The sequence below is a fragment of the Actinoallomurus spadix genome (assembly GCF_024055725.1).
GTDB lineage: Bacteria > Actinomycetota > Actinomycetes > Streptosporangiales > Streptosporangiaceae > Actinoallomurus > Actinoallomurus spadix.
The window spans coordinates 1-22,787 of record NZ_JAMXMX010000043.1 but is presented as its reverse complement, the minus strand read 5'-3'; the positions used below and the strand labels follow the sequence as shown (position 1 = coordinate 22,787).

Below are 22,787 nucleotides of genomic sequence, written 5' to 3'. Positions count from 1 at the left end.
ATGGACGAGCGCGACGGTACCCCCGTCTCCCCTGCGCGGAACGCCGGGAGACCGGCCCCGGCCGGGCCCGAACTCGCCGACACGGTCGCCCGGCTGCGGCGGGCGATGCGCCGCGCGGCCCGTGCCGTCGACCCGGCCAATCCGCTCGCCGTCGCACAGCTGGAGCTGCTGTCGGCGGTGGCGGACGAGCCGGGCGTACGCCCCGGAGAGCTCGCGCGGCGGCTTCGGCTGGCTCCCAACTCGGTGACCACACTGGTCAACGGCCTGCACGCCAAAGGGTTGATCACCCGCTCGGCCGGCCACCTGGACGGCCGAGCGGTCACGCTGCGGCTCACGGACCAGGGGACCGAGGCCGTCGACGGCTGGAAGAACGCCAACACCGCGATCATCGAGTCGGCGCTCACCGCACTGGACGACCGGCACCGCCGGGCACTGTCCGAAGCGCTCCCGGCCCTGCGCGAACTCACCCAGGCCGTCGACGCGATCGCCGACGCCCCCTCGGGCGGCTGAGGGGGCGGGGCGCGGGCGTCCTCCGTGGGTCAGGCGCCTCGCCGGTGGTCCTCGAGTCGCGTGACCGGGGCCCACGGGCGCTCCGGCCTCCCCTGGGACGTGTTGAACACTCGCACCCACGCGGAACGCGCCGGGTGCGAGGTGTGCGGCAGCACCAGAGGGAGGAACACCTTCGGGTCGATGCCGTCATAGTCGTGCCGTACGACGCAGCGGTGCAGGTCATCGGAGACCACGAGCACCATCGGGGCGTCGCTGTCGTCCAGGATCCGCTTCACCGCCTCGGCGTTCAGGAGCCGGAAGGCCACGTCGAGGGCTTCGCCGAAGCACCCGTGGTCGTCGAACGTCACCTCCCCGGCGTGGACGACCGTACGCAGCCGGAACCGGCGTTCGGGGTGACGGCGGTTGTGCTCGGCGAGGAGGGTGCCCAAGGTCGGGACGACCGTGTCGAGCAGCACGGTCTTGGGGGCTTGGTCGTCCGGATGGATCAGGGCGCACACGCCGTCGCCCCGGTCGAGGAGGGGGTCCCGGTACGACGCGGTGAGCCCGCCCGCCGCCAGGGCGCGCTCGAACAGGTCGTACATCGACCTGCGCAGGTACCCCTTGGACGGGTCGGTCAGCCGGGTCGACCCCTCGACGTCGACGGCGATGATGCTCCGATGGCGGGGGAGGTGCTTGGAGCGAGACATCAGATCCTCCTGACTTGATGTGAATCATTTTGAATCACCAGAGCTCGGTGGGAGCGCTGGATGATGGTGGGTTGGTGGGGAGGTTATACCAGGAAAGCGGGATCGTCGCCGCGTTGACGGGATCGCGGTGGGGTGGTTGACTCTCCCTGCTATCTGGGGGTATCTCTAACTGCCTCTGACAGATTCTGCTCCATCGTGCATCGACGTCGAACCCGGGTTGAGGTGATGGCCGTGGCCGGTGGCGGGCGTGACCCCGCGTACGACAAGCGGCGGCGGCTGGCCGGTGAGCTCCGCGTCCTCCGTGAGATGAGCGGGATGAGCGGGCGGGATCTGGCGAAGCGGATCGGCATCAGCCAGTCCAAGGTCTCGCGGATCGAGGCCGGCGCCGCGCAGCCCTCCGCCACGGAGATCACCGCTTGGGCTCAGGCGGTCGGCGCGGCCGACGAGATCGAGCGCCTGCGCGACGTGCTCGCCGACGTCGCCCGCACCGAGGTGGAGACCTGGCAGGCGGCGATCGAAGGCCGGCACCAGCTTCAGGACGACGCGCGCGAGCGCGAGGAGACGGCCCGGCGCGTGCGCGTCTTCCAGCCGGCGCTCGTGCCCGGCCTGCTGCAGACACCCGGGTACGCGCAGCGCGTGTTCGCGATGTTCAAGGCGAGCGTGCCCCAGACGAGCGTCGCCGCCGCGGTGGCCGCCCGGCTGGACCGCCAGCTCGCGCTGTACAAGGACGACGACCGGCATTTCGAGTTCCTCATCACGGAGGCGGCGCTTCGGTGGCGTCCCGGTCCGCCGCGCCTCGCGATCGCCCAGCTGGACCGGATCGCGACGGTGAGCACGCTGGACAACGTCTCGATCGGGCTGATCCCCCTGTCGGCCGAGGCGGAGGCGCCGTACCTCCAGGGGTTCTCGATCCTCGACGACGGAGACGCCGACGATGACGCCTTCGTCCTGATCGAACTCGACCACGCCGAGCTCACCGTCACGGAGGCCGACGCCGTGGCCCTCTACCGGAACCGCTGGTCCACTCTGCGGAAGGCCGCGGTGTTCGGTGACGAGGCGCAGGCGCTCCTGCGTACGCTGACCGCCGAGCTGCGGACCATCGAGGGCTGAGCGTGCTCCCGACCGCCCAGGCCCGGGTGCGGACGCCGGCGGCCGTCGGCGTCCGCACCGTGGTTCCGGTCGCGCCCGCGTCAGCCGACGCTGAACCGGCCGGCCTTGACCGCGGCCACGAAGGCCTCCCACTCCGAGCGGCTGAACCACAGGACCGGTCCGTCCTGCCCGGCCTTCGAGTCGCGGACCGCCACCACCTCGGTGATCGCCACCTCCACGCACGAGCCGTAGTTACAGGCGCGCCGGAACTCGCCCGGCTCCGGCATCATCCGCTGCCCGACCTCGCTCATGGAGCCCCCTTTCTCGGCGGGGTGGTCCCTCACCACCTCGCGAGTCGACCATCGGACACGCCGCTGGCGGAAAACGGGGTGGAATTCTGGCCACGACCCGGGGGTACGGCGGCGGGAAGCGGGCGGCCGGGGCGCGTTGACCGAGGCTGGACAGTTGTTCCCCCGTTTCAGGGAAGGGAGGGAGGAAACAGTGAAAGTCGGAGGGGAATAACCGCATGGAGGGGTCCGGTGGAATTCCGGATGCTGGGGCCAATCGAATTCTGGTTGACCGGAATTCGGATGGATCTCGGGACTGCAAAAGAGCGTCTGCTCCTCGCTGTTCTCTTGCTCGCCGAGGGGCGCCCGGTCTCCGTGGAGACGTTGATCGATCGCGTGTGGGGACAGGATCCGCCGGCCGAGGTACGGCAGAGCCTGCAGACCGATCTGTCGCGTCTGCGCAGGAGGTTCAAGAAGTACGGCGTCGCGGATAACGTTCGCCTGGCCGCGACCCCCGGAGCGTACGCGCTGGAGGTCGCCCCCGAGCATGTCGACGTCTTCCGGTCCCGCCTGCTGCACGAACAGGCCATCTCGAGGCGGCAGAGCGGCACCATAAGAGACGCGATCGAACTGCTCCGCGAAGCGGTGAGCCTCTGGCGGGCGGAACCGCTGACGGGAATTTCCGGCGAGTGGGTCGAACAGATGCGGGCGAGTCTCGACGGGGACTACCGGGTGATGATCCGTGAACTGATCGACATGGAACTCGCCGCCGGGAATCACGCGAAGATCGTCGGCCTTCTGGTGAACCTGATCGCACGATATCCGCTGGACGAATACCTCGTCGGACAGTTGATGATCGCCTATTACCGCTGCGGCCGGCAGGCCGACGCGATCGGGCTGTACCACGCCACCGCCCGGCGGCTCCGGGAGGACGCCGGCGCGGCGCCGTCTCCCCGCCTGCAGGCGCTGTTCCGCAACATCCGACGGCACGACCCGGCGATCGCGGCGCCCCAGCGGGCGGCCTCGGAGCCCGTACCCGGGCTGGACCGGTTCCCGCCCCCCGTACCGGAGTTCACCGGGCGTGCCGAAGAACTCGCCGCGCTGGCCACCCGAGCCGACGCGGCGGACGACGTGGTCCTGATCGAGGGCATGCCGAGCGTCGGGAAGACCGCGCTCGCGGTCAAGGCGGCCCACGATCTCGCGGAACACTTCCCCGACGGCTGCTTCTTCCTTCCCCTGCACGGCCACGACGCGGACCACCTACCGGAGAGCCCGGCCGCCGCGCTGTCCGAACTCCTCCAGCTGGCCGGCCTCGCGCCCACGAACATCCCGCGGGAGACGGCCGCACGAGCCGGACTGTGGCGCGACACGATGGAGGGGCGCCGGGCCCTGCTCGTCCTCGACGACGCCCTGAACGAGGATCAGGTCCGCCCCCTGCTGCCCGGCACCTCCGACTGCCGTGTGATCATCACCAGCCGCCGCCACCTCGCCGGGATCGACGGTCACCACCGCCGGCTCGGCGTGCTGCCGACCGCGGACGCCGTCGCCCTGTTCACGCGGATCGCCGAGCCGGGAGCCGCCGCCGCGCCCGACGCGGTCACCGGCGCGGTGCGCCTGTGCGGCGGTCTGCCGCTGGCGATCCGCCTGGCCGCGACGCGATGGCGCGATCGGCAGGTCTCCTCGCTCGAGACGCTCGCCGAGGATCTGCGCGGGCCGCACGAGAACATCGCCGGCCTGCAGGACCCGGCGCTGGCCGCCACCTTCGCCCTCTCCTACCGCGACCTGTCGATCGCGCAGCGGCGTATCTTCCGGCGCCTGGGCTTCAGCCCGGTCGCCGAGGTGACGCCCGCCGCCGTCGCCGTCCTCGCCGGCATACCGGTCCATGAGGCCGAGCGGACCCTCGCCGACTTCGCCGACCACTACCTGATCGAGGAGACGGCCGCGGGGAGGTTCCAGCTGCACGACCTGATCCGGCAGTACGCCATGGCCCTTCCGGCCCGCGAGGATCCGGAGTTCGACGTGCGGCGCGCCGTCGGGCGCATGCTCGACCATTACCTGCTGACGGCCGACATGGCCGACCGCATGCTCTTCCCGCACCACGTCCGCGCCGGGGTCGCCGGCACCGACCGCGGCGTGCCGGTCCAGCCGTTCCCGGACGAGGAGTCGGCGGCGAGCTGGCTCGCGGCCGAGCGCAAGAACCTGGTCCGCCTGGCCCAGTACGCCGCCGACCACGCCTGGAACACGCACGCGATCGACTACGCCAAGACGGTGGCCCGGTACTTCGACTACGTCTCCCAGTGGGAGGAGGCGGAGCGGATGCACCGGCGTGCGCTGAACGTCGCCCTCGAAGTCGAACTCCCGAGGGCCGTCGCCCGGGCGCGGCTCGACCTGGCGGTGGTGCAGTGGCGACTGGGGCGGATGGACGAGGCGCTCGCGAACGCCACCAAGGCCGAGCAGGTCGCGCACCGGGCGGGCGACGCGGCCCTCAGGGCCGCCGCCCTGGACCAGATCGGCCTGGTGGCGTGGTCATCGTCGAAGTACCGGGAGGCGCTCGCCTACTTCGGTGAGTCCCTCGACCTCTACCGCGACGCCGACCAGCCCCGGGGGAAGGCCGAATGCCTCAATCACCTCGGCATGATGCAGGCACAGGTCGGGCGGCATCAAGAAGCGCTGTGCAGCTTCCGGGACGCGCTCGAGAGCTTCCAGTCCATCGGTGACATCCGCGGCGAGGCGACGACGCTGAGCAATCTCGCGCACACCCACCTGCTGCTCGGCTACCACCGCGACGCCTACGAGCTGTTTCAGAGGTCACGCGCCATCTACCGCACCCTGACGGGGCGGCGTAACAAGGCGATCCTGAACAATAACCTCGGTGACGTGGCGCGCTATCGCGGCCGCCACGAAACGGCGCTGAAGTACTACAACGAAGCCCTCGCGGAGTTCTCCGCGACCGGGGACCGGATCAACGAGTCGAACGTCCTGAACAATATGGGCCTCGCGCTCACCGGCATGGAGCAGTACGACGAGGCGCTGACGCGTCATCGCTCCGCGGTGGCCGTGGCCAGGACCATCAACAATACGAGTGAGAAGATCCGGGGAATGCTCGGAATAGCGGACGTGCGCGTCTGCATGGGGCAGTACCCGATCGCCGTCCGGGATTATCGCGCCGCGCGCCGGCTCGCTCAGCAGATCGGCGACCCCCACCTCGAGGCCCAGTCGCTGAGCGGACTCGCCCACGTGACGAGCCTGACCAAGGGGCACGACGCCGCGCGCATCTACTGGCGCCAGGCCTACGACCTATTCTTACAACTGAACATCGTTCCGGAGATCGAGGCCGTGAAGGTCCGCCTCGACCTCATCGACCTGGCCGACCACTGAGCCTTTCCCCGCGCCTCGCCACCGTAAGTGGATGAGGCTGTCGGCGCGCGCGGATTCCTGACGGCCATCCCCATTACGGCTGGAGCTTTTTCCCGATTTCGAGCCTTATGGCGGCTAGATCGCCTAAGATTAGGACGTCCGATCGATGGTCGATCGGAGGTCCTAATTGAAAGATCTTGAATGACGAAAAAGATACTTTGGGTGGCTACCCTCGTTGTCGCCACGCCGGCGGTCATAGGGGTCCTCCAGTGGATGCCGAATGCGTTCCCACACACGGGCTTCGGCGCGTAATACCGAGGTGAGGGACCCCAGGCGAAAGATCGCCTGGGGTCCCTCACGTATCTGTCGGCGCGGTCAGGTGCGCGCTGGCGATGCCGGACTCGATCACCCGGGCGGCGCGGCGTATGTCGTCCATGATGGCGGTGTGGACCTCGGCGGGAGCGCGGTCGGGTGTGAGGTGCCGGTGCATGCTGCGGGCGTGGACGTCCCATAGGCCGAGGAGGGCCACCGCCGCGATGCGTGCCTCCGGCGCGTCCTTGTCGACGCCGGCCCGCTCGGCGAGGACCTCCTGCGCCTCATCGATGAGGCGTTCCGTCGCGGCCCGCTGATGTGCGCGCAGGGAGGGGGTCGCGTGGAGCAGCTCGCCGAAGCGCCGCACGTCGGCCACCGCCGCTAGCGACAGTAGTCATTCGTGCTGCCGAGGAGACATCCATGAGCGAGATCCGCATCGTCCGCGACTACCCGCACCCGGTCGTCAAGGTCTGGCGCGCTCTCACCGATCCCGAGTTGGTCCCGCTGTAGACCGCGACCGGCGCGGGCGCGCGCCCGGAGGGCTTCGCGCCGGTCCCCGGCACGAAGTTCCGGTTCATGGGCAAGCCAAAGCCCGGCTGGAACGGCATCGTCCACTGCGAGGTCATCGAGGCCCTCGAGCCGACCCTGCTCCGCTACACCTGGACCGATGACGGCGGCGGCGACGTCACCGAGGTCGCCTACCGCCTCGAGTCCATGGGCGACGGCACGCGCTTCACCTACGAGCACACCGGGTTCACCGGCGTCGGCGGCCTCTTCATGTCCCAGATGCTCGGCCGGATCCGCCGCAAGATGCTCGACACCGGCCTGCCGCCCGTCCTCGCGGACCTCGGCGACGACGGCCGGCTCCGGCCGGGGAGCGCCCTGCGGGCCGGCGCCTGATCCGGCCCGGGGCCGGGGCGGGTCAGACGAGGCGGTGAATGTCGCCGTAGACGCGGTAGAAACCGCCGCGGCCTGACTCGCGTACCTCGCTGACGACGTACCGGGCGCCGCGCTCCCGGATCTCCTTGGGGAACTGCACCCGCCAGCCCTGGTCGAATCCGGGAGAGACCACGCGGACTCGGAGCCGGCCCTGCTCCTCGAAGCACTCCACGACGATGCCGCCCCCGCTGTCGCTCACGACGTCGACGGTGGCCGACGGGGTGACCGTCTCGACCGCGGCCGGCGCCTTGACGTCGACGACGTCGGGGACCGAGCCCCGCTCCGCCGCCCTGATGGCCTCCTCGCTCGCGTCGACGCAGGCCAGCGAACCGTCCGTGGTCACGATGTACAGGCGCTGGTCGTGGTACTGCATGGAGTAGGCGGCGCCGCAGCCGGTGGCGAGCTTCCACAGGCGGGTGCCCGACTCGTCGAAGCAGTAGATGGAGGACTGGTTGTCCCCGGCGAAGACGTACCGGCCGTCCTCCGCGGTCGCGCAGGAGAAGACCGGTGCGTCGCAGTCGTAGGCCCGCTCCCGGCCGCCGTCCTTGCGCAGCCGCACCACCGTACGGGTCGAGGTCCCCGCGTAGACCGTCGAGCGCTCCTGCCAGCCGAAGAGCACCGGCCCGGTGGACTGGTGCCACAGCTCCTTGCCGGTACGCCAGTCGTAGCTGGTGACGCCGCCGCTGTGACCGTGGTGCACGGCGGCGGGGTCGCAGCGCACCATCCAGCCCGCCGTCCCGCGGCCCTGCCTGCGCCACAGGAACTCGTCCTCGTGGTCGATCGCGACGACGGCGCCTCCGGCGTCGGACACGCCGAGGATGCCGTCGTGGATGTCGAGCCAGTAGATGTCGATGTCCGGGGAGATCCGGTAGGCCAGCCTGGGCACCTTCCCGGACAGGTCGTAGACGTTGCCGTCGTCGCAGCCCGCGTAGAGCCAGGCGTCGTCGGCGACGATGCACTTCACGCCGTCGGGTAGCCGGACCTGCTGCACGACCTGGGCGTCGTGCGTCAGCGACGTGATCTCACCGGCCTCGTTGCCCACCATGCACAGCCGGTCGTCGATGAAGATCCCGAACGCGGCGGAGCCCGAGGCGTACCGCCACAGGACCGGAGCCCGCCGGGTCGCCGCGCGGACGGCGGGGGCCGGCGCCCCACCCGCGTGGGCGCTCATGACCTGGCGACGGGACACGCCTCGCTTCTTCCGTGCGCCGCGCACGGCGGGGGCGTAGCCCTTCCGGACCTTCTCCCCGATCTTCTTCGCGGCCATCGCCCTGGCCTTCGCCCCGTCCGGGAACGTCGTGGTCTTACGCTGCCCGGCGTCGCCGACGATCCGGCCGTACCGGATCGTCATCGTGGCGCCGTCGACCGTGACCTCGTAGAACTTGTGCGCTCCGCCGCCCTCCTCGGAGAGCTCGAGGTAGGTGGTCTCTTGGGTCGTTTCGACGGACATCGGGCCTTCCAACGGGGGTTCGGGAGACGAGGGAGCGTAAAGGCGAATGAACGTCGCCTTTCGCGTCGACGACCCGAACCGTACGAACCGGGTACGACACTTCCTCCTCGCTTCGCGCGCCCGTACCTTCCCCGCAGCTTGATCAGGCTTCATCTCGGGACCGTACGATTTAGGTCGTCCTAGAGAGCTACCTACGGATGTCCCCCGGGGGGTGACGATCCCGACGCGGCCGGATCCGTACAGTCATCGGCGTAGTGGCGGCGTGACGGCCGCATCTGGCATCTCGCAAGGGGTAGACATGCGATCGTTGGACGACTCACGTGGCGCGGAGCTCGCGGCGGTCGAGCGAACGCTGCGCGCCGCTGCGGCCGGGCAGGGCGGCGCGATCCTCATCCGCGGTGAGGCGGGCATCGGCAAGACGGCGCTTATCGAACGGGCGCTGAACCGGACGACGGGTCTGCGGCGACTCCGCGCCGTCGGACGGGAGTTCGAGACCGAGCTCCCGTTCACCGGGCTGCACGAGCTCTGCCGTCCGCTGCTCTCCTCGCTGGAGACACTGCCCGGCCCGCAGCGCACCGCCTTGGAGGTCGCCTTCGCACTGCGGGACGGCACGGCGCCGGACCGCCTCCGGGTCGGCCTGGCCGTGCTCAACCTGCTGTCGGCCGCCGCCCGCGAGCAGCCGATCGCCTGCGTGGTCGACGACGCGCAGTGGCTCGACCAGGCCTCGGCGCAGGCCCTGTCGTTCGTCGCACGGCGCATCGAGCTCGAACCGGTCGCGTTCCTGATCGCGGTCCGGGGCTTCAAGATGCCCGATCTGCTCGACGGGCTTCCCGAGCTCACCCTCACCGGGCTCGGCGAGCAGGACGCGCTCGCGCTGCTGACCTCGCAGTTGCGTGCGCCGCTGGACGAGCGGATCCGTGACCAGATCCTCGCCGAGGCGCGCGGCAACCCGCTGGCCCTGCTCGAGCTGCCGCGGAACGCCCGCGCCATGGAACTGGCCGGTGGCTTCGGTCTGCCCAGCGCGCTCCCGGTGCCCGCGCGTATCGAGGCCGGGTACCGCGAGCGCCTGGCCGCTCTGCCGGAGGACACCCGGTGGCTGCTCTTGCTGGCGGCGGCCGAGCCCCTCGGCGACCCGGTCCTGCTGTGGTGGGCGGCCGAAGAGATGGGCATCGGAAGCGAGGCGGCCGATGCGGCCGCGACCGCCGGGCTCCTGGACATCGGGGTACGGGTGCGATTCCGGCATCCGCTGGTCCGGTCGGCGATCTACCGCGCGGCATCACCGGAGGATCGCCGCACCGCGCACCGCTTGCTGGCCGACGTCACCGACCCGCTCGTGGACCCGGACCGCCGGGCGTGGCACCGCGGCCAGTCGGTGCTCCTGCCCGATGAGGGCATCGCGGCCGACCTGGAACAGGCCGCCGACCGAGCGTCCGCCCGTGGCGGTCTGGCCGCTGCCGCCGAATTCCTGAAGCGTTGCACGGCCCTGACCCCGGACCCGGCCCGCCGCGCCGACCGCGCCTTGGAAGCGGCTCGCCTCAAACACTGGTCCGGGGACAATGAAGCCGCGGCCGGCCTGCTGGCCACCGCCAAGGCGGGTCTACTCGATGACCGGCGGCAGGCGCTCGTCGACCTGCTGGCCGCACAGATATCGATCGTCAGTGGGCCCGGAGTCAAGGATCCGGCTCCGCTGCTCGACGCGGCGCGGAGGCTGGAGCCGTACGACCGGCCGCAGGCCCACCACGGCTATCTCGAAGCGTTCGTCACGGCGATGCGCGCCGGTCGCCTCGGGCCCCCGGAACTGTTGGTCGACACCGCACGTCAGCTGATGAAGACGCTGGAGGAGACGCCCGGCGAGCCTTCGAGACCGCAGGATCTCCTGTTGAAGGCGCTGATCGCACGGGAGATCGATGGGTATACGGCGGCCGTCCCGTCATTGCGTGAGGCGGTCGGCGCCTTCCTGACCGAGAGCGAGCAGGTGGGTGCTCACCACCACTGGATCGCGCTGGCCGGCGCGGTGGCGATGGACCTGTGGCAGCACGACGACTGGCGCACGATGTCCGAACGCCAGGTCCTTCTCGTTCGTCGCACCGGTGCGCTCATCGCACTGCCGAGCGCTCTGCACTACCTCGCCTACGCGCACGTCCTCGCCGGTGGGTTCCAGGACGCCGAGGCGCTGATCGCCGAGGCCGCCACGATCGATTGCGGGGATTCCAGCGGTCCGCCGTTCGCCGACCTGGCGCTCCGGGCCTGGCGCGGCGATCAGGAGGGAATCGCGGCGTTGAGCGAGCGGATCATCGACGTGGCGCGAAAGAGCGGCGAGGGTCACGGCCTGTCCGTGGTCGACGGTGCGAACGCGGTCCTCTACAACGGCCTCGGCCGATATGACGACGCCTACGCGGCGGCCGCCGAGGTCTGTCAGTACGACGAGCTGGGCTTCCTGGCGTTCGTTCCGCACGAACTCGCGGAGGCCGCCGCGCGCAGTGACCGGCAGCGGCTCGCCGAGCCGGTCGTCGAGAGGCTCTTCGAGCGGACGGAGAGGAGCGGCACCGACCTGGCCATCGGCCTGCAGATGTACGCACGGGCCCTGCTCACCGACGGCCCCTCCGCCGAGGACCTCTACCAGAAGGCGATCGACCGGCTGTCCCGGACCCGCGCCACGGCCTACCTCGCCCGGGCCCACCTGGTTTACGGAGAATGGCTGCGCCGCGCGGCGAGGCGCGGTGACGCCCGGGTCCAGTTGCGGATCGCCTACGAGAGGCTGGCCGGGATGGGCGCCGCCGGATTCGCCGAACGCGCCGCCCGTGAACTGTCCGCCTCCGGTGAGCGCCCGCCCCGCCCGGCCGCTCTGCCCCGCGACCTGCTCACCCCGCAGGAGCTTCAGATCGCCCGCCTCGTCGCCGGCGGGGCGACCTCGAAGGAGGCGGCCGCGCAGCTCTTCCTGAGCCCCCGCACCGTCCACGCCCACCTGCGCAGCATCTTCAAGAAGCTCGGAATCAGCTCCCGCCTGCAACTACGCGACCTACGACTGGATCCGCCGGAGGACTGCCGCCCGGATGCGGACGCCGGTGACACCCCGGGCGGAACCGGCGATCCGCGCGAGCCGGACGGTCGCGATGACGAAGTCGTCCACGAAACCGAGCCGAAGGTCCCGGGTGACCCCAGACGCTCCTGAGCGACCGTTGCCGCGCGGGGCGCGGCGGCCCGCACTGGGGCCGGGTAGGCATTGCCGATACGGGCAATTTAGGCAACGTTGCCGATACCTCCGCCGAGGTGGTGGGGCCACACTCGGTGCATGCCCGCCCCATCGTTCGGCGCGTGTCCGCGCACAGGCGGCTCGGTTCTGCTACCGAGAACCGCCGGGCGGTGCGCGAACCGCATGAGCAGGCGGCCGGCCGAGGCCGATTCCGCGACCGGTTCCTGACGACCCGGCCCGCCTGCCCCGTCGGGCCTCTGGCAGAACTCCCGTGAAAGGTGACCCGCCATGGCGAATGAACCATCGCTGACCGTAGGCGGGGTGACATATCACGTCACTCCCGAGTACCTGGCCACCGCGGCGTCGGACACGAGCAACACGGCGGAACAGATTAGCACGCAACTGGCGGAGCTCAAGACCTACGTCAACAGCCTCGAGGCGGTCTGGAAGGGCATCGCGCACAACCGCTTCGTGTCGCTGATGGCCGAGTACGACATCCTCGCGAACATGCTACACGACGCCCTGACGGGCATCTCCAGCGGGCTGCAGGGCAACTACGTCAACTACAAGGACTCCGAGCAGCAGAACATCACCAACCTGGGCAACATCGAGGCGGCGATGCCCGGCGGTCACACGGTCCTGGCCAACCTGGACTGAACTTCCGGCAACCGAACCAGTTAGGAGCTGGACATGCCTGACATCGATGGCACACCGATCTACGTCGGCGAGGGCCTGGGTGCCGCCGGCGGCGTGATCAACGGTCGCGCCGCCGAGATCGCGGGCGAGCTGGAGACCCTGAAGGGCAAGCTCGCGCCGTTGCAGGACACGTGGAATAACAGCCAGGCGGCGGACTACTACCAGGGCCTGCAGCAGGAATGGAACATCGCCGCCGAAGGCCTGTTCGGGCCGGAGGGCGTGCTCGGCCAGATCGCCCACGCGATGAACGTCAACTGGGGCAACTACACCGAAGCCGAGTGGGCGAACATCCAGACGTGGAAGCACTGACCACGGCCGCGGATTCCCACCCGGACACGCAGGCGATGGATTCCAGGAAGCGAGGACTCTCCGGTGGCCGATGAGCGGTGCCGGATCACCGTCGTGGGCGAGCGCCGGAGCGTGGACCTGGCGGTGCCGGCGCACGCGCCGATCGCGGAGTACGTCCCGATGCTGGCCGACATGTGCGGGCAGGCGGACTCGGACGCGATGCCCGCGGCCTGGTCGCTCGCCCCGGCCGGCGGTGCCCCGTTCGAGCCGGGCCAGTCGCTCGGCTCCGTCGGTGTACTCGACGGTGAGACGCTGTACCTGCGGGACGTGCTCCAGGGCGAGCTCGACGGCCCGGTCGCCGCCGACATCGCCGAGCAGGTCGCCGAGCTCGACGATGACGGCGTCGAGTGGAACGCCCGGACGCGGGCCTACACGACGCTCGCTCTCGGGCTCGTGGTCGCGCTGGCCGGGGCCGGCGCGCTCGGCATCGGCGCGTACGACGTGCCCCTGCTCGGGCCGGTGCTGTTCGCGGCCGGCGTGGTGTCGGCGGCGCTCGCCTGGGTGGCCGGGCTCAAGGCGTGGCCGCTGCCCCTGGGGCTGCGGCTGGCCCTGGCCATGGCCGCCTGTCCGTTCCTGGCGCTCGCGGCCCTGGTGTTGCCGTTGTCGGGCGCGGCGCCGCTGGTCGCGGTCGTGGTCACCGCGTCCATCGGGGCGTTCGCGGCCTATCTGGCCGTCCCGGCGATCAGCACGATGGTGCTGCAGCTGGTCTGCGGGCTGGTGGTGGTGCCGGCGGTCGCGCTCGCGGCCCTGCGCGCCGACCGGACCGAGGCCGCGGCGGTGGTCGCGGTGGTGACGTTCTTCCTGATCGGCGCGCTGCCGAGGATCTCGGCGCAGGTGGCGGCGGTGCCGCCCGGCCCCGCGCAGGTGGAGGACGTCGAGGCCATCGTACGGCGGATCCAGCGACTGCTGATCTTCCTGAACGCGCTGTGCTGCCTGGTGGTGGCCGTCTGCCTCGTCGTGCTGAGCGGAGCCGATGACTGGTTCGCGCTCGGCCTCGTCCTGTCCCTGAGCCTGGCACTGCTGTGCCGCGCGAGCACGTCACGGCTGCGCGCCGTCGTGGCCGCCGTCTTGGCCGGTGCCACGACCGGGCTGACGGCACTCGTACTGCGGGCGCCCGGCCACGTCTTCGGGCCGCACGGTCACCTGACCGGCGCGCACGTCCCCGGCTGGTCGGCTCCGCTGGTGACGCTCACCGCCGGTGTCCTGGTGGTGTGGTGGGGGCTGGTGCTGTGCTTCCGTAGCTCGCTGCAGAGCGCCGACTTCGCCGATCGCTGGAGCTGGCCGGGACCGTTCGCCAATTTCCTGGGCGCGCTGAGCGTGCCGCTGGCCGCCGGTGTGTTCGGCGTGTTCGACGCGCTCATGAAGGCCGGCGGGAGGATGTGACGTGGCGCTGACGAAGAGGGCCGCACGGGAGCGGGTGGCACCCGGATGGGGGGCGCACAGCACGATCGGCGCCGCCGTGCGCGCCGCCGCCGAGGGCGCCGTCGTCTCGGTGCATCCGGGCGAGTACCGCGAAAGCCTCGTGCTGGACCGGAACGTCACCGTCGTCGCGGAGAAGGGGCCGGGCACGGTGCGGATCATCGCGCCCCACGGCCCCGCCGTCACCGTGCACGGCGGCCAGGTCATGCTCCGCGACCTGACCCTCGGGGCCGCCGCGCCGTCCGACGCCGCGGTCCTCATCCGCGGCGGGACCCCGGCGCTGCACGGGTGCGAGATCACCGGCGGCCGGGTCGAGGTCACCGGCGACGCCGTGGTCACACTCGGGGACTGTGACCTCCACGGAGCCGACGGGACCGCGGTCCGGCTGACCGGGACGAGCCGTACGGTGCTGGAGAACTGCACCGTGCGGTCCGCCGGCGGCGACGGCGTCACGGCCGACGACGAGGCCCGCGTCGAGTGCACCGGCACCCTCATCGAGGACACCGGCCACCGCGGCGCCCACCTGACCGGGGCCGCCCGCGGCCGGTTCACCCGCTGCGAGATGCGCCGCACCGGCGCCGCCGCCGTCCACGCCGAGGGGCGGTCCGCGCTGGTGCTGCGCGACTGCCGCCTGTACGACACGGGCGCCCAGGGCCTGCGCCTGAGCGGCACCGCCGGGCGGCGCGCCCCGGCCGACGACGGCCGGGGGCGCCCGCGCGACGCCGCGTCGGCCGAGGAACCCGACTCCTCGCGGTCGCACGCGATCCTGCTCGGCCGGTGTGAGATCTTCCGCACGGCGGGCGCCGGCGTGCTCGCCGAGGACGAGGCGGCGGCGGTCCTCGACGACTGCCATATTCACGACACGCGGCGGGCGGGGATCCTCGTCAGCGGGACCGGCGCGCTGGAACTCGACGCCGTTCGCGTCGTCGACGTCGCCGACAGCGGGCTCGCGGTGACCGGCGGGGCCACCGTCCGCGTACGGCGCGGCGAGATCGCCCGTACGGCGGCCAACGGCCTGTACGCGGCCGGCGAGGCGGACCTCGCGCTGTCCGATCACGAGATCCACGACACGGCGTACACGGCCGTCCACCTCGCCGGCGGGGCGCGCACCGCGCTGACCGAATGCCGGATCCGCGACACTCCCGAGTACGGCGTCCGGGTGTGCGAGCGGTCCGAGGCGACCCTGGAGGACACGCGTATCCAGGACGTCGGGATGACGGGCGTGTTCGTGGAGGGCGGCGACGCGGCGCTGCGCGGCTGCCGGGTGTCGCGCGCGCACACCGCGCTCGACCTGCGGACGACTCACCGGCCGTTCGTGGCCGACTGCGAGATCGGAGACGTCACCGAGGTCGGGATCCAGGTGGGCCCTGGCGGCGGAGCCGTCATCGAGGGCGTCCGCATTGAGCGCACCGGGTCGACGGGCGTGTTCCTGGACACCGGCAGTGCCGTACGGATCGAGGACTGCACGATGACCGGCGTCGAGGGCACCGGCCTGTACGCCGGCGCCGGCGCCCGGCCGCGCGTCCGGGGTCTGACCGTCGAGCGGCCCGCTCGCAACGGCGTGTTCCTGGCCGAGGGGGCGGCGGGCCTGTTCGAGGACTGCCGGATCTCCGAGGCCGGATATCCGGCGATCTACGTGGAGGCGGAGGCGGCCCCGGTGCTGCGCCGCTGCCACGTGTCCGGTGGCGACCACGACCTGGTCGTGTGCGACGGCGCCGAGCCCGTCATCGAGGACTGCGGGTCGGAGGGGGTCCGTGACGCCGTCCTGCCGCAGCGCGATGGCGCGGCGCCGTCCGCGCGTGCGGCGACGGCCGCGGGCGGGCCGGCCAAGGGCAGCGGCTCCGCGGCCGCCGCCGAGGACGAGACGGACAAGGCGCCCGAGGAGCGGCTCGCGGAGCTGCGCGCCGAGCTGGACCGGCTGGTGGGCCTGGACGGGGTCAAGCGCGACATCGTCGGCCTGACCAAGCTGATGCAGATGGTGAAGGTCCGCGAGGAGGCGGGGCTGCCGCCACCGCCGCTGTCACGTCACCTCGTCTTCGCCGGCAACCCGGGCACGGGCAAGACCACGGTCGCGCGCCTGTACGGCGGGTTCCTGCACGCGCTGGGCCTGCTGGAACGCGGTCACCTGGTGGAGGCCGACCGCGGTGACCTGGTGGGGGAGTACGTCGGGCACACCGCGCCCAAGACGCAGGCGGTGTTCCGCCGCGCGCTGGGCGGGGTGCTGTTCATCGACGAGGCGTACTCGCTGGTCCCGCACGGGCAGAGCAACGACTTCGGCCAGGAGGCGATCTCCACGCTGGTGAAGCTGATGGAGGACCACCGCGACGACGTCGTGGTGATCGTCGCCGGCTATCCGGAGGAGATGCAGCGGTTCTTGGCCTCCAACGCGGGGCTGGGCTCGCGGTTCACCCGCACCCTGACGTTCGACGACTATGACTCCGCCGAGCTGGTGCGGATCGTGCGCTACCACGCCGACCGGCACCGGTACGAGTGCCCCGAGGAGACCGTCGATGCGCTGCACCGGTTCTTCGAGGACCTGCCCCGGGGCGAGCAGTTCGGCAACGGCCGGACCGCCCGGCAGGTCTTCCAGTTGATGACCGAGCGCCACGCGATGCGGATCGCCGACGACCTGACGGCCGGAGACGCTCGCGACCTGACGACCCTCCTCCCAGAGGACCTGCCGCCGGCCCAACCGATCTAAGGCCCGCTTCCGAGAACCCGCCAACGAGAAGGAGGACCCGTGGATAAACCCGCCACCTCGAAGTACGACCGCCACCCGTTCGACCCGAACGACCACAGCGATGACAGTGCCGTTCCGCCGAACCTGGGAAACACCGACTCCCCTGTGCTCAAGGTCGCCTGGGCGAGCCGCCCGTCCTTCAACACGGACCCGACGTTCTCCCAAGATGGGGGAGATTCCGCTGGTTCACCCCCTGCTCCTGATGGCGACGCAAAGGATTTTTCGGTCAACTTCGGAAAGCTCGGTGACGGGGTCAACAAGATGTTGACAACCGCCGGGGGGTTGGTGACCCAGTACGAGAACCTGCGTTCGCATGTGCTGTCTTCGGAGGGGACCGTTTTCGGGCAGACCTCCACCGTGACAGCCGCGTCGGATACTTACGATGCGGGGTCGCACACATGGACCCATCACGACAACACTACGGGACCCACGGTCTTCGCGAAACCGGCGCAGGAATTCGCCGCGCAAATGAATCCCGCCCAGGAGAAGACGCTGCAGGCCATCGGCGCCGCGCTCGAGCTCTTCGGTGAGTACATCGCCCTCGTGAACCACTCGGGTCAGGTCTACGCCGCCGCCGACAGGCACTCGCTGTTCCCCGCGCCGCCGACCAAGGGGGTCACCGGCTGATACGCCGGCGGCACCGCGTCACCCGAGGCCCAGACCGGGATCGTTCAGACCATCGGATTGAGGAGAAGATCATGGCGGACACCGGCGGAGGAGGACAGACCGCGGGCGACACCGAGTTCGGGATCGCCCTGCAGGCATTGTCGGACGCCATCGCCACCGTCCAGCGGGAGCACGACGGAATCTCCAAGACCCTCGAGCAGATCAAGTCCAAGATGAGCGATCTGAATCTCTACTGGAAGGGACCTGCCTACGACTCACTCGACCCGGTTGAGACGTGGTACGCCAATGCCACGTCCCAAATGATGGGACTCCTTCAGGAGATAATTGACCGGATGCAGAAGTCCTACGACAACTACCATCAGGCCGAGTCTGTGAACGCGGCGAACGTGACGCCCGCCTAAGTCGCGAATTCGAACGAGGGAACGCCATCAATGGCCACCACTGACTACGACTACCTGTCGAACATGGCGATCGGGCCGTGGGGAATTCACGAAACGGCGACCGCACTGCACGATTACGCGCAGAACGTCGCGGACTCCGTCTCCCGAATCGCGACCACCCTGCAGTCGCTGACACTCAACGACTGGGTGGGCAAGACTCAGCAGGAAGCGGATGACTTCAACAAGCGATGGCGCACGGTCATGGGCGACATCTTCGGTAGCGACGAGAAGCCCGACGACGGCGTGCTGAGCGCCATTGCCACTGGGCTCGCCACCGCGCTCCACAACTACAACGCGGCCGAGTTCGGCCTCACCGATGTCTGGAACAGGTTCACCGCCAAGTTCGACGCGCCGCCCCAGCCATGGCGCAGCGCGGTACCCCCCCTCGACATCGACACCACCCCGCCGCCGGACGTGCTGGACACGAACAAGACCGCCATCACAGCCGACTACCCGCCGCTCACGTCCTGATCGCGGTCGCCGGCGCGCGGCGGACCACATCCGCGTCCGCCGCCGCGACCATCTCCCTTTGAGGCAGCCCAACCGATGAGCAGGATCGCCTTCCACCGCCCCGCACGGATGGCACCGCCGCCCGTGCCGGAGGACAAGGTCTCCATCGCGGCACCGCCGCAGTTGCCGCCGCCGAGCGGGATGTCGACCATGCTCACGCTCCTCCTGCCGTTGTTGACCAGCGTCAGCATGGCCGCGTACCTGATCTCGACCGGTCGGCAGTGGATGATCGCGCTGGGCGTCCTGTTCATCGTCACGTCGGCGGGGCTGAGCATCGGCTTCCGGATGCAGATGCGGGGGAAGAGCCGCCAGGCCAGGGAGCACCAGCGCGAGCGTTACCTGGACTACCTGGCGGGGATTCGCCGGCAGGCGAGAGAGGTGGCCCAGGTGCAGCGCTTCGCGGCGGCGTGGGTGCATCCGAGTCCGGAGCGGTTGTGGGCGATCGCGGTCCGACGGCGCCGCGTCTGGGAGAGGCGACCCGAGGACCCCGACTTCCTCAGACTGCGCATCGGCGTGGGAGGCGGGCCGCTGGCCATCACCCTCACGACCACCAGGCGACCCGATCCGACCGTCGAGTACGACGCCCATTCCCTGCACGCCGCCGAGGAGCTCGTTCAAACGCACAAGACGGTCGAACGGCAACCGGCGTGGATCGACGTCGGGCGGGCCGGCGTGGTGAGCCTGCTGGGTCCGGCCGCGGAGACCGAGGCGGCGGCCACCGCGATGCTGTGCCAGCTCGCCACGCTGCACGCGCCGGACGACGTGCAGGTCGCCGTGGTGACGTCCGGGGACGCGCGGTGGGAGTGGGTCAAGTGGCTCCCGAACGCCCACGAACCGGACACCCGCGAGCGCGGGGTCGAGGTCGTCCCTCTGGTCGCCGAGGACCTGGTCGGCCTGGCGGACTACATCGAGGCCGCACTCGACCGGGCCATGGCGGCCCGCGCGGAGCGCGGAACGCGGCTCGTGTCCATGACCGCCCAGGAGGGACCGCGGCGGCGGCTCGTCATCGTGCTGAACGACTACGATCCCCGCGCGGCCTGGACCCGATCCCCGCTCGTCCCCCGCCTGATCGCGGAGGCCGGCCCGAACCTCGGCATCACGGTGGTGTGCCTGGTCACGACCGAGGCGCACGAACCGGAGCGCGTCGATGTGCGCGTGCGCCTCGAAGCGTCCGGCCGCCTCACCCTGGAGGGCGCGAACGCCGGGCTGCACAGCACCGTGGAGGACGCGACCGTCGACCGGATCGCGCCCGCCCTGCGGTCCCGGATCGCCCGATCGCTCGCACCGCTGCGGCTCACGGGCGAGCAGGAGCAGGTCCTCTCCCAGTCCGTGTCGCTGCCCGGCATGCTCGGAATCGACGTCACGTCGCTGGACCCGACCGCCGCCTGGCGCGCACCGGACGACGACGACCTCCTGCGAGTGCCGGTCGGCGTCACCGCCAGTGGCGAGGCCCTCGTCCTGGATCTGAAGGAGTCGGCGCAGGGCGGCATCGGGCCGCATGGGCTGGTGGTCGGCGCGACCGGCTCGGGCAAGAGCGAACTGCTGCGGACGCTGGTCACCGGCTTGTCGCTGACGCATTCGCCGGAGCACCTGGGTTTCGTGCTGGTGGACTTCAAGGGTGGTGCGACGTTCGCGGGCCTGACGAGGCTGCCGCACGTGGCGGGCCTGATCACGAACCTGGCCGACGACCTTTCCCTCGTCGAGCGCGTACGGGTGGCGCTGGTGGGGGAGCAGCAGCGGCGGCAGCGGCTGCTGCGGCAGGCGGGCAACATCGACTCGATCCGCGACTACCAGCTCAAGCAGGCGGCCGGTGGTACGGACGCGGACGGCGCGCCGCTGCCGCCGCTGCCGTACCTGATGATCGTGGTGGACGAGTTCGGTGAGCTGCTGTCGCAGCGCTCGGACTTCATCGACCTGTTCGTGCAGATCGGCCGGGTCGGCCGTAGCCTGGGCATGCACCTGCTGCTGGCCACCCAGCGGCTGGAGGAGGGCCGCCTGCGCGGCCTGGAGTCCCACCTGTCCTACCGCATCGCCCTGCGCACGTTCAGCGCGAGCGAGAGCCGTACGGTGATCGGCACGGCGGACGCGTACAAGCTGCCGCCCATCCCCGGCTCCGCCTACCTGAAAGTAGACGAGTCGATCTACGAGCGGTTCCGGGTGGCGCACGTCTCCCGGCTCTACGAGGACCCCGCCGCGCAGCAAGGCCGGCCGAAATCGATCGCGCCGGTCCCCTTCGCATTGCGCACCCCGCCCACCCCGGAGGACACGGCGCCCGAGCCCGCGGTCACCCCTGTGCCGGGGTCCGGGACGACCGAGCTGGAGGTCGTCGTCGAGCGGCTCGCGGCGAGCAGCGCGCCCACCCATCAGGTGTGGCTGGAGCCGTTGCCGCCGCGTTTCCCCCTCGACCCGCTGCTCGCCCCGGTGGAGGTCGTGCCGGAGCGGGGCCTGCAGAGTCAGGCGTGGTCGGCGGCCGGGGAGCTGAAGTTCCCGGTCGCCGTCGCGGACCTGCCCGCCCGGCAGGAGCAGCGTCCCGTCGTGCTCGACCTGACCGGGATCCACGGGCACCTGGCCCTGGTCGGCGCGCCGCAGAGCGGCAAGAGCACGTTCCTGCGCACGGCACTGATCAGCGCGATGCTCACTCACACGCCGGACGAGCTGCAGTTCTACTGCATCGACCACGGCGGGGGCGCGCTGCACGCGCTGCAAGGCGCTCCGCACGTGTCCGGGGTGGCCGGGCGGCGGGACACCGAACGGGTCCAGCGCGTGCTGGCCGAGGTGAATCGCCTGATCGCGGTGCGCGAGCGGATGTTCCAGGACTTGGGCATCCAGTCCGCCGCCGACTTCCGCCGGCGACGCGACAGCGGTGCGCTGCCGGCGGGGGTGCGTGCCGCCGACGTCGTTCTCGTCATCGACAACTGGGGTGCGCTGCACGCGGAGCTGGAGGACGCCACCACGATCGCCACCGACATCGCCACCCGTGGTCTGGGTGTCGGGGTGCACCTGATCGTGACCGCCAACCGCTGGGCCGAGATTCGGCTGGCGTTGCGTGACAGCATTCCCGGACGTCTCGAACTGCGGATGAACGACCCGGCGGAATCGGAGGTCAACCGTCAGGAGACCCGGCGGCTGGGGCGGGTGCCGGCCGGTCGTGGCTTGATGCCGCCCGGGTTTCCCTTCCACGTCGCGCTGCCCCGCATGGACGGTGATGACGGCCTCGACGGCCTTGCCGAGGCGCAGCAGGAGGTCATTGACGCGATCACCGGTTCGTGGCAGGGAGCGCCGGCGCCGCGGCTGAAGGTGCTGCCGGAGCGGATCACCGTGAAAGAGCTGGAGGAGATCCTCGCCGACACCTCGGTCGTCGGGAATCCGTGGGAGGACGCCGGGCGGGGACTGTCCCCGACCGAGATTCCGATCGGGCTGGCCCAAACCGATCTGCACCCGGTGGGCCTGGACCTCACCCAGGGCCAACCGCACTTCCTCGTCTTCGGCGACTCCGGTTCGGGCCGGACCTCGTTCCTGCGGGCCTGGATGCGCGGCATCGGCCGCCGGTACTCACCGTGGGACGTGCGCTTCATCGTCATCGACTACCGCCGCAGCCTCCTGGACGTCCTGCCCGCCCCGTACATCGGCGCGCACGCGGGCAACCCCGAGCTGGCAGCCGCCTTCGTCGCCCAGGTGGCCGAGAAACTGAAGGAACGGATGCCGCCGCCCGGCCTGACCGTCGACCGGCTGCGCGAGCGTGACTGGTGGGAGGGACCGGAGTTCTACCTGGTCGTCGACGATTACGACCTGGTGGCGAGCGGCGCGGACCGCGGCCCGCTCGCGCCGCTGGCCTCCTTCGTCACGCAGGGCGAGGAACTCGGTTTCCACGTCGTGCTCGCCCGTCGCGTCAGCGGGGCCTCACGGTCCCTGATGTCGGACCCGATGGTGGGGCGGCTACGGGAGTTCGGCGCCGACGGGCTCATCCTGTCCGGTGATCCACGCGAAGGGGTCCTGCTGGGGGACCAGCGCGCCGCCCAGCGCATCCCCGGACGCGGCCTGCTGATCCGGAGGAGACAGGAACCAACGCTGATCCATGCCGTCGTCGATGAGGAGACCGAGCCGGTGACGTACGACGCCCGGCCGGCCAGTGCCGGAAGGGAGGTCTAGTCATGGGTGACAAGTACGCGACCACTATGGATGGC

17 protein-coding genes and 1 pseudogene are annotated in these 22,787 nt (G+C 70.8%); 14 read left to right on the top strand and 4 right to left on the bottom strand.

The genetic code is table 11. The annotated features are described in order from the left end of the window. Nucleotides 1-510 (top strand): MarR family winged helix-turn-helix transcriptional regulator, encoded by a 510-nt coding sequence (locus NE235_RS35635; RefSeq protein ID WP_252811062.1) that lies wholly within the window; start codon nucleotides 1-3, stop codon nucleotides 508-510. A gap of 29 nt (nucleotides 511-539) precedes the next feature. Here NE235_RS35635 and NE235_RS35630 read toward each other — a convergent pair whose 3' ends face one another. Beyond that, on the bottom strand, nucleotides 540-1,196 hold the full coding sequence (locus NE235_RS35630; protein WP_252811060.1) for a hypothetical protein: 657 nt from the start codon (nucleotides 1,194-1,196) through the stop codon (nucleotides 540-542). A gap of 195 nt (nucleotides 1,197-1,391) precedes the next feature. Between NE235_RS35630 and NE235_RS35625 the strand changes: the two genes are divergently transcribed. Further along, the gene (locus NE235_RS35625; protein ID WP_252811058.1) at nucleotides 1,392-2,306 is read left to right on the top strand and encodes a helix-turn-helix domain-containing protein; all 915 of its coding nucleotides are present in this window, start codon (nucleotides 1,392-1,394) and stop codon (nucleotides 2,304-2,306) included. A gap of 80 nt (nucleotides 2,307-2,386) precedes the next feature. On the opposite strand, the gene NE235_RS35620 is transcribed toward NE235_RS35625, so the two are convergent. Next, nucleotides 2,387-2,596 carry a DUF397 domain-containing protein gene (locus tag NE235_RS35620; RefSeq protein ID WP_252811056.1) on the bottom strand — a complete coding sequence of 70 codons (210 nt, stop codon included), beginning with the start codon at nucleotides 2,594-2,596 and terminating at the stop codon, nucleotides 2,387-2,389. A gap of 240 nt (nucleotides 2,597-2,836) precedes the next feature. Between NE235_RS35620 and NE235_RS35615 the strand changes: the two genes are divergently transcribed. After that, nucleotides 2,837-5,950 (top strand): AfsR/SARP family transcriptional regulator, encoded by a 3,114-nt coding sequence (locus NE235_RS35615; protein ID WP_308206204.1) that lies wholly within the window; start codon nucleotides 2,837-2,839, stop codon nucleotides 5,948-5,950. Nucleotides 5,951-6,284: 334 nt separating this feature from the next. On the opposite strand, the gene NE235_RS35610 is transcribed toward NE235_RS35615, so the two are convergent. Further along, complete coding sequence (locus tag NE235_RS35610) at nucleotides 6,285-6,617, bottom strand: hypothetical protein (protein WP_252811053.1); 333 nt, start codon at nucleotides 6,615-6,617, stop codon at nucleotides 6,285-6,287. A gap of 44 nt (nucleotides 6,618-6,661) precedes the next feature. On the opposite strand from NE235_RS35610, the gene NE235_RS38815 reads away from it, so the two are divergent. Together NE235_RS38815 and NE235_RS35605 are read left to right on the top strand one after the other, a co-directional pair. Continuing rightward, on the top strand, nucleotides 6,662-6,751 hold the full coding sequence (locus NE235_RS38815; protein ID WP_406567663.1) for an SRPBCC family protein: 90 nt from the start codon (nucleotides 6,662-6,664) through the stop codon (nucleotides 6,749-6,751). A 54-nt stretch (nucleotides 6,752-6,805) separates the two neighbouring features. After that, nucleotides 6,806-7,141, top strand: a pseudogene (locus NE235_RS35605) (SRPBCC family protein); the annotation flags it as partial. A 22-nt stretch (nucleotides 7,142-7,163) separates the two neighbouring features. Here the strand turns inward: NE235_RS35605 and NE235_RS35600 are convergent. Then, complete coding sequence (locus tag NE235_RS35600) at nucleotides 7,164-8,630, bottom strand: WGR domain-containing protein (protein ID WP_252811047.1); 1,467 nt, start codon at nucleotides 8,628-8,630, stop codon at nucleotides 7,164-7,166. Between the two features lie 298 nt (nucleotides 8,631-8,928). Here NE235_RS35600 and NE235_RS35595 point away from each other — a divergent pair, with 298 nt between their 5' ends. From NE235_RS35595 to eccCa, 9 genes are all read left to right on the top strand, one after another. After that, nucleotides 8,929-11,802: an AAA family ATPase gene (locus tag NE235_RS35595; protein WP_252811045.1), complete on the top strand. Its 2,874-nt coding sequence runs from the start codon at nucleotides 8,929-8,931 to the stop codon at nucleotides 11,800-11,802. 309 nt (nucleotides 11,803-12,111) lie between these two features. Next, complete coding sequence (locus NE235_RS35590) at nucleotides 12,112-12,480, top strand: WXG100 family type VII secretion target (RefSeq protein WP_252811043.1); 369 nt, start codon at nucleotides 12,112-12,114, stop codon at nucleotides 12,478-12,480. Between the two features lie 33 nt (nucleotides 12,481-12,513). Further along, nucleotides 12,514-12,828, top strand: coding sequence for a WXG100 family type VII secretion target (locus tag NE235_RS35585; protein ID WP_252786970.1), 315 nt, complete (start codon nucleotides 12,514-12,516; stop codon nucleotides 12,826-12,828). A 63-nt stretch (nucleotides 12,829-12,891) separates the two neighbouring features. After that, nucleotides 12,892-14,250 (top strand): EsaB/YukD family protein, encoded by a 1,359-nt coding sequence (locus NE235_RS35580; RefSeq protein WP_252811040.1) that lies wholly within the window; start codon nucleotides 12,892-12,894, stop codon nucleotides 14,248-14,250. A 1-nt stretch (nucleotide 14,251) separates the two neighbouring features. After that, nucleotides 14,252-16,987, top strand: a complete 2,736-nt coding sequence (locus NE235_RS35575; RefSeq protein WP_252811039.1) for a right-handed parallel beta-helix repeat-containing protein — start codon at nucleotides 14,252-14,254, stop codon at nucleotides 16,985-16,987. Between the two features lie 39 nt (nucleotides 16,988-17,026). After that, nucleotides 17,027-17,653 carry a hypothetical protein gene (locus NE235_RS35570; RefSeq protein ID WP_252811037.1) on the top strand — a complete coding sequence of 209 codons (627 nt, stop codon included), beginning with the start codon at nucleotides 17,027-17,029 and terminating at the stop codon, nucleotides 17,651-17,653. A gap of 71 nt (nucleotides 17,654-17,724) precedes the next feature. After that, a complete protein-coding gene (locus NE235_RS35565; RefSeq protein WP_252811035.1) occupies nucleotides 17,725-18,054 on the top strand; it encodes a WXG100 family type VII secretion target in 330 nt (109 codons plus the stop codon). Nucleotides 18,055-18,084: 30 nt separating this feature from the next. Then, on the top strand, nucleotides 18,085-18,564 hold the full coding sequence (locus NE235_RS35560; protein ID WP_252811033.1) for a WXG100 family type VII secretion target: 480 nt from the start codon (nucleotides 18,085-18,087) through the stop codon (nucleotides 18,562-18,564). Nucleotides 18,565-18,639: 75 nt separating this feature from the next. After that, nucleotides 18,640-22,752: a type VII secretion protein EccCa gene (eccCa, locus tag NE235_RS35555; RefSeq protein ID WP_252811031.1), complete on the top strand. Its 4,113-nt coding sequence runs from the start codon at nucleotides 18,640-18,642 to the stop codon at nucleotides 22,750-22,752. The last annotated feature ends 35 nt before the right edge of the window (nucleotides 22,753-22,787 follow it).

Bases quoted from the DNA above. Each gene is read 5' to 3' on its own strand.
- NE235_RS35635 (WP_252811062.1), top strand. From the start codon at position 1: ATGGACGAGCGCGACGGTACCCCCGTCTCCCCTGCGCGGAACGCCGGG.
- NE235_RS35630 (WP_252811060.1), bottom strand. From the start codon at position 1,196: ATGTCTCGCTCCAAGCACCTCCCCCGCCATCGGAGCATCATCGCCGTC.
- NE235_RS35620 (WP_252811056.1), bottom strand. From the start codon at position 2,596: ATGAGCGAGGTCGGGCAGCGGATGATGCCGGAGCCGGGCGAGTTCCGG.
- NE235_RS35615 (WP_308206204.1), top strand. From the start codon at position 2,837: ATGCTGGGGCCAATCGAATTCTGGTTGACCGGAATTCGGATGGATCTC.
- NE235_RS38815 (WP_406567663.1), top strand. From the start codon at position 6,662: ATGAGCGAGATCCGCATCGTCCGCGACTACCCGCACCCGGTCGTCAAG.
- NE235_RS35600 (WP_252811047.1), bottom strand. From the start codon at position 8,630: ATGTCCGTCGAAACGACCCAAGAGACCACCTACCTCGAGCTCTCCGAG.
- NE235_RS35595 (WP_252811045.1), top strand. From the start codon at position 8,929: ATGCGATCGTTGGACGACTCACGTGGCGCGGAGCTCGCGGCGGTCGAG.
- NE235_RS35590 (WP_252811043.1), top strand. From the start codon at position 12,112: ATGGCGAATGAACCATCGCTGACCGTAGGCGGGGTGACATATCACGTC.
- NE235_RS35585 (WP_252786970.1), top strand. From the start codon at position 12,514: ATGCCTGACATCGATGGCACACCGATCTACGTCGGCGAGGGCCTGGGT.
- NE235_RS35565 (WP_252811035.1), top strand. From the start codon at position 17,725: ATGGCGGACACCGGCGGAGGAGGACAGACCGCGGGCGACACCGAGTTC.
- NE235_RS35560 (WP_252811033.1), top strand. From the start codon at position 18,085: ATGGCCACCACTGACTACGACTACCTGTCGAACATGGCGATCGGGCCG.
- eccCa (WP_252811031.1), top strand. From the start codon at position 18,640: ATGAGCAGGATCGCCTTCCACCGCCCCGCACGGATGGCACCGCCGCCC.